Raw genomic sequence first — 8,084 nt, 5'->3', positions numbered from 1 at the left:
TTTTTGTCATAAACGCAGTCAGTAACTCGCATTGCCCCACCGCCACCGAACATAAACGAAAAACCCGCCACCCAGACGCATTTTCATACGCCCTGGATGACGGGTACTTGCAGGGGCGACAGGACTCGAACCTGCAACCTGCGGTTTTGGAGACCGCTGCTCTACCAATTGAGCCACGCCCCTTCACCACCAGCGAAAGAACTTCTCAGTCCTTAGCTGACAATGTCCCACCTTACTGCATTGCTGCATAATCAAGGCGGGGTTCGACGAACATCACTGTCCGTAGTAGCGATGGGGGGGATCGAACCCCCGACCTCACGATTATGAGTCGTGCGCTCTCACCATCTGAGCTACATCGCCCCTATTCTCTACCGGACATAAGTCCGTATAAAAGAACAGAGCCCCCTGACAGAATCGAACTGTCGACCTTTTCCTTACCATGGAAACGCTCTGCCGACTGAGCTAAGGGGGCATCAGCATCCGTTAAACCCAGCACGTAACTCTGTGGCCAATTGTTGACCGCTTCGTTTCGCTCTGTGCTCTCCGTGAAGCCTTGCAAAGATTAACCCGAAATCACCACTAAGCACAAATCAGCAGGTAGGCAGTGGTATTTCTTGTCACGTTTGCAGACATTTGGCGCGCACTTATGGATAATCTATTCACTTATCGATGAGCCCCAGCGGAACCATAAGTGAATAGCTCATCGATGAGTGGCTGACCTCTAACTCGAGCCTCTAACTCGAGCCCCTGCCCCCGCTTAATCCAGAGCCCCTCACTCGAGCCCCTACCCCAAACCCCCGCCCCGCATCCCCATCAACGGGCCCTACAAAAAAATCACCGCGAGAAAATTCTCGCGGTGATTTCACTGTGCCAGATGATGGATTCGAACCAACGAAGGCAATGCCGACGGATTTACAATCCGCTCCCTTTGGCCGCTCGGGCAATCTGGCGTGCACTCTTAAACGGTGCGAATGGAATGCTACCCACTACTCTGTCATTTACACAAATCGGCAGGTCGAGAGGATATTTCCCTACCTGGATTCACCCCTCAGCAGAACTCACCCCAGAGCAGAGCTCACCTCAGAGCAGTGCTCGCCCCTAGGCCCATCTCGCCGATGGAGCTCAATCCACTACCCCACGCGCTCCACGGTGTAGCGAGCAACGTGACGCAGGGCCTCCTTGGCCGCACAGTCAGGAAGGTCAGCGATGACGCGGTCGGACTCATCCAGCAGTTCATTGACCTTCTCCATCGCGCGAGCCACACCGTTGGTCTGAGCCAGGAGCTCGAGGGCCTCGTCGACAAGCGCGTCGTCGGAAACTGGGCCGACAAGAATCTCGCGGAGGCGGTCAGCGGCTGGGGTGTCCTCCTGCAGCGCGTAGAGAACCGGCAGCGTGAAGACGCCCTCGCGCAAGTCAGTGCCCGGAGTCTTGCCGGACTGATCGGTATTGGAGGAGATGTCGATGATGTCGTCGACAATCTGGAAAACGATACCGATTAGTTCGCCATAGCGGCGCAGCGCGTTGGAAATCTCGGCGGACGCACCGGCGTGATAGGCGCCGAGATAACCGGCCGATGCGATGAGCACACCGGTCTTTTCGGCAATGACCTTCAGGTAGCGCTCGATGCGCTCTTCTATCGGCAGGTCCAAGTCGTTGAGGCACTCTCGCATCTGACCTGTGACAAGAACACCGAAGGTCTCAGCGAAGTGAGCCACGCTCTCGGAACCGAGCTCCGCCAGCAGGCGGGATGCAGCAGCGAAGAGGTAGTCACCGGCCAGAATGGCGACGGTGTTGTCCCAGCGCGAGTTTGCGGAGGGCACACCGCGGCGCTTATCCGCTTCATCCATGACATCGTCGTGGTAGAGCGTCGCCAGGTGCGTCAGCTCCAGCACCGTTGCGGCGGTGATGACCTTATCGCTCTCCGGGTTCTCCCCGAACTGCGCGGCCAGCATGGTAAACATCGGGCGGAAGCGCTTACCACCAGCGTGAGCTAGGTGGGAAACCCGCTCGACTAGGAAGTCCTCGCCGCGCCCCAGCTCGGTAATCAGGAGGTCCTCGCTCTTGCGCATTCCCTCGGTGATTGTTGCTTCCAGCGCCTCATCAACGAAGTGAGAACTAGTGGCGGTGTGCTCACCAGTGCCCTGAGCACTTCCGGAACTAAGCCCGGAGTAGTCTCCAGTACGCATTCGAGACCTGCCTAACTGACGATAAAAGATAAGAAACTGCTAAATAAACTACCTTACGAGCATAGTGGCTAGCAGACCAGTTCCCATATTTGTTTCAACGTCGTTATACGCTGGGGCAATGACCTCAAGCCCGATTTCGCGAGTTTCCCCCACGTTCGACGGCACCGTCGCTCTACCCAGCAGCACTGACGTGCTCATTGTTGGCGCAGGCCCCACCGGCTCCGCAGCCGCAATTCACGCCGCCCGCGCCGGTTTTTCGGTCACTGTGGTCGACTCCCAGCGCTTCCCGCGCGACAAAACTTGTGGCGACGGGCTCACTCCTCGTGCCATCGCTGAGCTACGTCGTCTAGGGCTTGACGACGAGCTCCTGCGCCGCAACCGCAACCGCGGACTCAAGCTACACGGTTTCGGCGGCTCCATCACCGCACCTTGGCCAGATGATGCCTCGGGCACTTTCCCCGCTGTCGGATCCGCGATGCCGCGAGTTGAGCTCGACACTTTCTTGCTCAATGCCGCCGCTGATGCCGGTGCGCAGGTCTTTGATGGAGTCGCAGCGCGGAAGGTGGTTCTCGGAGCGCTGAACACTGGCGGCACGCGGGGTCATGGCGTGCGCGAGGTGGAGCTTTCCGACCGCGAGGGCAAGCCACACACCATCTCGGCCCGCTGGTTGCTCGTGGCCGATGGGGTCCGCAGTACCGTCGGCAAGCAGCTGGGGCGTGCGTGGCATCGAGACAGCGTCTTTGGCGTGGCCGCACGGTCGTATGTCAGCTTCGACAGCGCAGACGTAGCGGATGACTGGATTCACTCGCACCTGGAACTGCGCGACTCCGAAGGGCATACGCACCCGGGCTATGGCTGGATTTTCCCGCTGGGCGAGGGCCGGGCGAATGTGGGGTGTGGGGCGCTGGCGACGTCGGCACGCCCGGCGCGCACGAATGTGAAGAAGTTGCTGCGTGAGTACCACGGACAGGTGCGCGATCAGTGGCAGATGAGCGAGCCTGAGCACGTGACGTCGGCGTTGCTGCCGATGGGCGGTGCCGTGTCGAATGTGGCGGGGCCCAACTGGGCGTTGCTCGGTGATGCTGCGTGCTTGGTCAACCCGCTCAACGGTGAGGGCATTGACTACGGCATGGAGTCGGCGCGGCTGGCGGTGGAGCTGATTAGCTCGATTGGTGCGGGCCGCGATGGGCTGACGCACTCCTGGCCCGCCCTCCTTCGCGAGCACTACGGCACCGGCTTCTCGCTGGCTCGCAAGTTGGCGCTGACGCTGACGTACCCGAGCTTCCTTCCCACGGTCGGCCCGCTGACCATCGGCGCCCCGTGGGGAAGCCAGCTCATGGGTGTTGCCGCACGCCTGATGGGAAACCTGGTCACGGAACACGACCGCGACGTAGTGGCGCGACTCTGGCGCGCTTCGGGGAGGACAGCGCTGGCCTCCGATAAGTGGTTCGGGCGCCAGCCCTGGCAGTAGGAATCGCTTTACGACGGGCCCTGCGACAGGGCTTTGCTGCGGGCTAGCGAGCTACTGTGCGGGCTTGGTTGCCGAGTGCAGCGCTGCGATACCGAAGGTGAGATTCTGCCAACCGGCATCCTCCCAGCCAGAGGCATTGATGTCGCGGGCAAGCTGCGGCTGGTTTGGCCAGGCGCGAATCGACTCCGCCAAGTACACGTAGGCCTCCGGGTTCGAGGAGACGACCTTGGCGATCTGCGGCAGTGCCCGCATCAGGTATTCCTTGTAGAAGGTGCTGAACACCGGCATCACGGGGGTGGAGAACTCGCAGACTGTTAGCTGGCCTCCGGGCTTGGTCACGCGAGCTAGCTCAGCGAGGCCCGCCTTGTAGTCCACGATGTTGCGCAGACCGAAGCTGATGGTCACCGCGTCGAAGGTGTTGTCCGGGAATGGCAGCTTCATGCCGTCACCGCAGACCTTGGGAACATCGCGGTGTGCACCGGCCTTGAGCATGCCTCGGGAGAAATCACAGGCAACGACGTATGCGCCAGACTTTGCCAACTCCACTGATGAAACAGCCGTACCGGCGGCCAGGTCGAGGACTTTCTGGCCAGGCTGCAGGTTCAGGCGCTTTGCCGTGCGCACGCGCCAGTAGTGGTCAATGCCACCGGTGAGCACGGTATTAGTGATGTCGTAATTCTTCCCCACGCCATCGAACATCGAGGCGACTTCGCTGGGATTTTTCGTTAAATCAGCCCTAGACACGATGTCCAGATTACGCGACCGACTTCTGACGCGTAGCAGCACCTGCATGGGAGGCATCAATCGCATCTGCTGCGACCTTGCTTGACGTCTCGGCCGCGGAAACCCCAGAAACCTCCTCGTAGTGGCGAACCAGGTCTGCACACAGTGCTTCCCAGGTGCGCTCGGTCACGGTGTCGCGGCAGCGGTTGCGCAGCTGCTTACGTGCCAGCTCATCGTCAACGAGCAGCAGCTTGTCGACCGCCTCAGCCAAATCGCGGGTGAAAGTCTTGGGTTCCAGCAGGTAGCCGTTGACGTCGTTGGTAATCAGGTCGCGCGGGCCGCCTGCGTTCGGAGCGATGGCCGGCACACCGGAGGCGTGGGCTTCCTGTACCGCCTGGCAGAAGGTTTCAAAGTCACCGGTGTGGACGAACACGTCCAGACTGGCGAATGCCGCTGCCAACTTATCGCCGGTGAGCTGTCCGGTAAAGACGGCATTCGGCATCTGCTTCTGCAGCTTCTGCAGCTCCGGGCCATTGCCGACAATGACCACCTGAATATCATCGCGGCCGTTCAGCGCTGCCAGCCGCTCCACAGACTTCTCCGCCGCGAGCCTGCCGACATAACCAACAATCGGCTTGCCCTCCGGGCTCCACTGCTTCCTGAGCTCTTCACTACGCTTTGTCGGAGTAAAGCGAACCGCATCAACACCGCGGCCCCAGCGGTAGACATCACGAATCTTGTGATCCTGCAGGTCCTCAATAGTCGGCGACGACGGCGCCAGCGTTCGGGCGCAGGAGTTGTGAATCACGCGCGTCCACAACCATGCGGCCGTGGAGAGCCCCGCCAACTTGTAGTTCTTGGCAAAACCCGCAACGTCCGTCTGATAGATGGCCACAGCCGGGATGCCCAGTGCCTTGGCAGTCAGCGCGCCCGCACCACCGAGCACAAATGGCGAAGCCAAGTGGACAACATCCGGCTTAAACTGCGTCAGCGCCGACGCTACCCGACGGTTCGGCACACCAATCGGTAGCGAATCAATCAACGGCACCATCACAGTGGGCACACGCTCAATGCGGTAGTCGCAGTAGAACTCTGCCTCTTCCTGCCAGTCCCGAGCGCCCGGCGCAATCACCAGCGCCTCGTGTCCTTCACGGCGTAAGTGTTCCAACACCCGCAGCACGGAGTTTGTCACTCCATTGATGTTGGGCAAGAAGCTTTCAGCAATGATGGCAACGCGCATGGTGCTAGTTTTCCATCTCGTCGGAAAGCGAAAGTGACCCTCTGTTTACCTTTTGGGGATCTCTTTGTAAACGACGGGTTGCGCGCAACGACAACCACCACAACGGCGCGACGACGAGAAATGCAACCACAGCGATGCTGGTCGCCGGGAGAAGTGACAACGTCCATGTGCGTCCGGCGACGCGGACGACATTGGGATCAGTGCGGTCGTATTCGACGCGGACGCGCTGCCCCTCTTCCAGACCAACGGGATAGAGCAAACCGGTTGGCGGCGACTGAAAATCACCATTCTCGTCGACGAAATCAACCGTGGTGCGAAGGAGCTCGACCGAGCGCACGTTGGCTACGGACTGCCCCATGTTCGACTCGATATTGCGGTCATTAATGAAGCAGCCAACCACCATGGCCAGGCACGACAGCAACAGGCAAATCATTACAAAGAGCAGTACCTGACGAAGGAAGCGCGGCCAATTGGCCAGGGCAGTTTTCCACTGCATGGCGGTCGCGACCTCCTATTTTTCTGTCTCTGATTGTTTCCAGCTAGTGCTTGTCCAGCACCCCAATCTCCGCATTGTATGCCAGCTTGTGATGCAACTGCCGACGCGTCGCACGCGTGGTCGCCACCTCAATGACGCGGATGCCATCGACGTCGGTATCCGGGTGCAACTGCGCGAGCAGATCTGGGAGGCGGTCAACGCGCACGTGCTCGACCCCGTAAGCCTGGCAGATGCCCTCAAAGTCCACGCCCTGCGGAGTGCCGAAGATGCGCTCAAAGCTTCCCCGCAGAACCGGGCTGCCCGCCTCCAGCGTCTCGAAAATACCGCCACCTGCATCATTGGCCACCACGATGGTGAGGTTTTCCGGCCTCGGCTCCAGCGGCCCAATTGCCAACGCTGCGGAGTCGTGCTGGAACGTCAGGTCCCCCATAAGTGCAATCGTCCGCGGCGGGCGGATCTCGTCGGCATGCTCGCGGTCGGACGCCAGCGCAATACCGATTGCCGTCGCCACCGTGCCGTCGATGCCCGCGGCACCTCGTCCCGCATACGTGTTCACACCGGGGAAAGGCAGGCCCGTGTACGACGCATCGCGCACCGGGTTCGACGCGCCCAGCACCACATTGTCACCCGTGCGCAGGCTGTCCGTCAGAGCCGCCGCCACATGAAATCCGGTCAGCGGTTCCTCCGCTTCAATCGACTCGGTAAGCGTCTCTCGCACGGACTTCACCGCCAACTCGCTGGCGGCCTCACAGATTTTCGTCCACTGCGGGTCCTGCTCCCCCACAGTCTGCACATGCCTAACGACGGCCCTTGCGTTCGCCGTCACATCCGGGAACTCCACCCCAAAACCGTGGTTTTCCGCTTCGGAGACAACGGTCAGCTCGATATCCGGATTGGCCAGCAGCTTAGAGATACCTCGGTGCAGCGTCGGCCTGCCGACCAGCACGATCTGCTCCGGCGGAATCTGCGCGAAAGTGCCCGCCGCGAGCGGGTGCACCGGGTGCGCCGGCGCATACGCATTCGGCTCAGCGATGGTTGGCAAATCCTCCAGCGCCGGCAGGTGCGGGGCATTCGAACCCGCAATCACGAGTGTGCGGCGGCTGATGTCAATTGTGGCTGTGCTAGCCGCGTTGGCCGGGCCGGTTGCGGTGGCGGCCACGCCGACGTTGTTGCTGTTGGTAGGCGCAATCGTGGTCCAGGGGCCGCCATCGGCGCGGCCCTCGGGGATGTCGGCGACGGAGTCGTCGTCAGGCACGAGCGGTTCGACAAAACGGACGTTAAGGTGGCCGGCGCCGGATGCCATGGCGGCGACAACGCGATCAATGCGAGCGCGGATCTGCGCGGCGGTGGCCTTCGTGACCGGGGCGGTGCCGTCCAGATCGAACTCGACGACAGAGGCATCAGCGAACAGGCGGTCCTGGACGATGGTCTGGTTCGCGCCGGTGCCGCGATAATGCGCGGGGCGGTCGGCGGTCAGTGCCAACAGCGGAATGCCCGACGCGGTGGCTTCCACCATGGCGGGCACGAGGTTCGCCACTGCTGTGCCGGACGTTGTAATTACCGGGGTCACCTTGCGGGTGCGCGAGGCCAGGCCGAGGGCGAGGAAGGCGGCAGAGCGTTCATCGATGCGCACATGGAGGCGAACCTTCGCCGCGTCGGCGGCCTGGACCAGAGCGCGGGCGAGCGGGGCGGACCGGGAACCCGGGCACACCACGGCATCGACCATGCCGAGACGCAGCAGCTCATCGACGATGAGGCCCGCTACCACTGCGGATGGGGCCGTGGGGGCTGCGGGGGTATGGGACGTGGCGTCGGTTGCCGAGGCGTTGTCGTTCACCGAGGTGTCCGGGGTATGGGAGGTGTCCTGGTTGTCGTTCACACTCAATAGGCTACTTGCCGGAAGTTACTGACTAGGTTTATGTCAGTTTGGAAGCCGTTTTTCGGGCGGTAGGGTCAGGCGGTCATTGC

At 61.4% G+C, this 8,084-nt stretch carries 6 protein-coding genes and 4 tRNA genes; 1 reads left to right on the top strand and 9 read right to left on the bottom strand.

All coding sequences use genetic code 11. From position 1 onward, the window contains the following. Positions 1–110: 110 nt before the first annotated feature. The 5 genes from HMPREF2562_RS03380 to HMPREF2562_RS03360 form a co-directional block, all read right to left on the bottom strand. Positions 111–183: transfer RNA gene (locus HMPREF2562_RS03380), tRNA-Trp, on the bottom strand. A 103-nt stretch (positions 184–286) separates the two neighbouring features. Beyond that, positions 287–360, bottom strand: a tRNA-Met gene (locus HMPREF2562_RS03375). 39 nt (positions 361–399) lie between these two features. After that, positions 400–472 (bottom strand) — tRNA-Thr (locus tag HMPREF2562_RS03370). Positions 473–868: 396 nt separating this feature from the next. Further along, positions 869–950: transfer RNA gene (locus tag HMPREF2562_RS03365), tRNA-Tyr, on the bottom strand. A gap of 180 nt (positions 951–1,130) precedes the next feature. Next, positions 1,131–2,186 carry a polyprenyl synthetase family protein gene (locus tag HMPREF2562_RS03360; RefSeq protein WP_049172333.1) on the bottom strand — a complete coding sequence of 352 codons (1,056 nt, stop codon included), beginning with the start codon at positions 2,184–2,186 and terminating at the stop codon, positions 1,131–1,133. A gap of 118 nt (positions 2,187–2,304) precedes the next feature. Between HMPREF2562_RS03360 and HMPREF2562_RS03355 the strand changes: the two genes are divergently transcribed. Further along, entirely contained in the window at positions 2,305–3,657 is a 1,353-nt protein-coding gene (locus HMPREF2562_RS03355) for a geranylgeranyl reductase family protein (RefSeq protein ID WP_016422036.1), read from the top strand. 51 nt (positions 3,658–3,708) lie between these two features. Here the strand turns inward: HMPREF2562_RS03355 and HMPREF2562_RS03350 are convergent, their stop codons facing one another. From HMPREF2562_RS03350 to menD, 4 genes are read right to left on the bottom strand one after another with little or no spacing between them, the layout of a single operon-like run. Continuing rightward, on the bottom strand, positions 3,709–4,401 hold the full coding sequence (locus tag HMPREF2562_RS03350; RefSeq protein ID WP_042388380.1) for a demethylmenaquinone methyltransferase: 693 nt from the start codon (positions 4,399–4,401) through the stop codon (positions 3,709–3,711). A 10-nt stretch (positions 4,402–4,411) separates the two neighbouring features. Beyond that, complete coding sequence (locus HMPREF2562_RS03345) at positions 4,412–5,620, bottom strand: glycosyltransferase family 4 protein (protein ID WP_016422034.1); 1,209 nt, start codon at positions 5,618–5,620, stop codon at positions 4,412–4,414. Between the two features lie 4 nt (positions 5,621–5,624). After that, positions 5,625–6,116, bottom strand: a complete 492-nt coding sequence (locus tag HMPREF2562_RS03340) for a DUF3592 domain-containing protein (protein ID WP_016422033.1) — start codon at positions 6,114–6,116, stop codon at positions 5,625–5,627. A 43-nt stretch (positions 6,117–6,159) separates the two neighbouring features. Next, a complete protein-coding gene (gene menD, locus HMPREF2562_RS03335) occupies positions 6,160–7,995 on the bottom strand; it encodes a 2-succinyl-5-enolpyruvyl-6-hydroxy-3-cyclohexene-1-carboxylic-acid synthase (protein WP_083295692.1) in 1,836 nt (611 codons plus the stop codon). Positions 7,996–8,084 lie beyond the last annotated feature (89 nt).

The organism is Corynebacterium sp. HMSC077G07, assembly GCF_001809225.1.
Classification (GTDB): Bacteria; Actinomycetota; Actinomycetes; order Mycobacteriales; family Mycobacteriaceae; genus Corynebacterium; species Corynebacterium jeikeium_D.
This window is presented reverse-complemented; position numbering and strand designations above follow the sequence as displayed.

What these genes read in the sequence shown, in the direction of transcription:
- HMPREF2562_RS03360 (WP_049172333.1), bottom strand. Translation starts at nt 2,186, where the DNA reads ATGCGTACTGGAGACTACTCCGGGCTTAGTTCCGGAAGTGCTCAGGGC.
- HMPREF2562_RS03355 (WP_016422036.1), top strand. Translation starts at nt 2,305, where the DNA reads ATGACCTCAAGCCCGATTTCGCGAGTTTCCCCCACGTTCGACGGCACC.
- HMPREF2562_RS03345 (WP_016422034.1), bottom strand. Translation starts at nt 5,620, where the DNA reads ATGCGCGTTGCCATCATTGCTGAAAGCTTCTTGCCCAACATCAATGGA.
- HMPREF2562_RS03340 (WP_016422033.1), bottom strand. Translation starts at nt 6,116, where the DNA reads ATGCAGTGGAAAACTGCCCTGGCCAATTGGCCGCGCTTCCTTCGTCAG.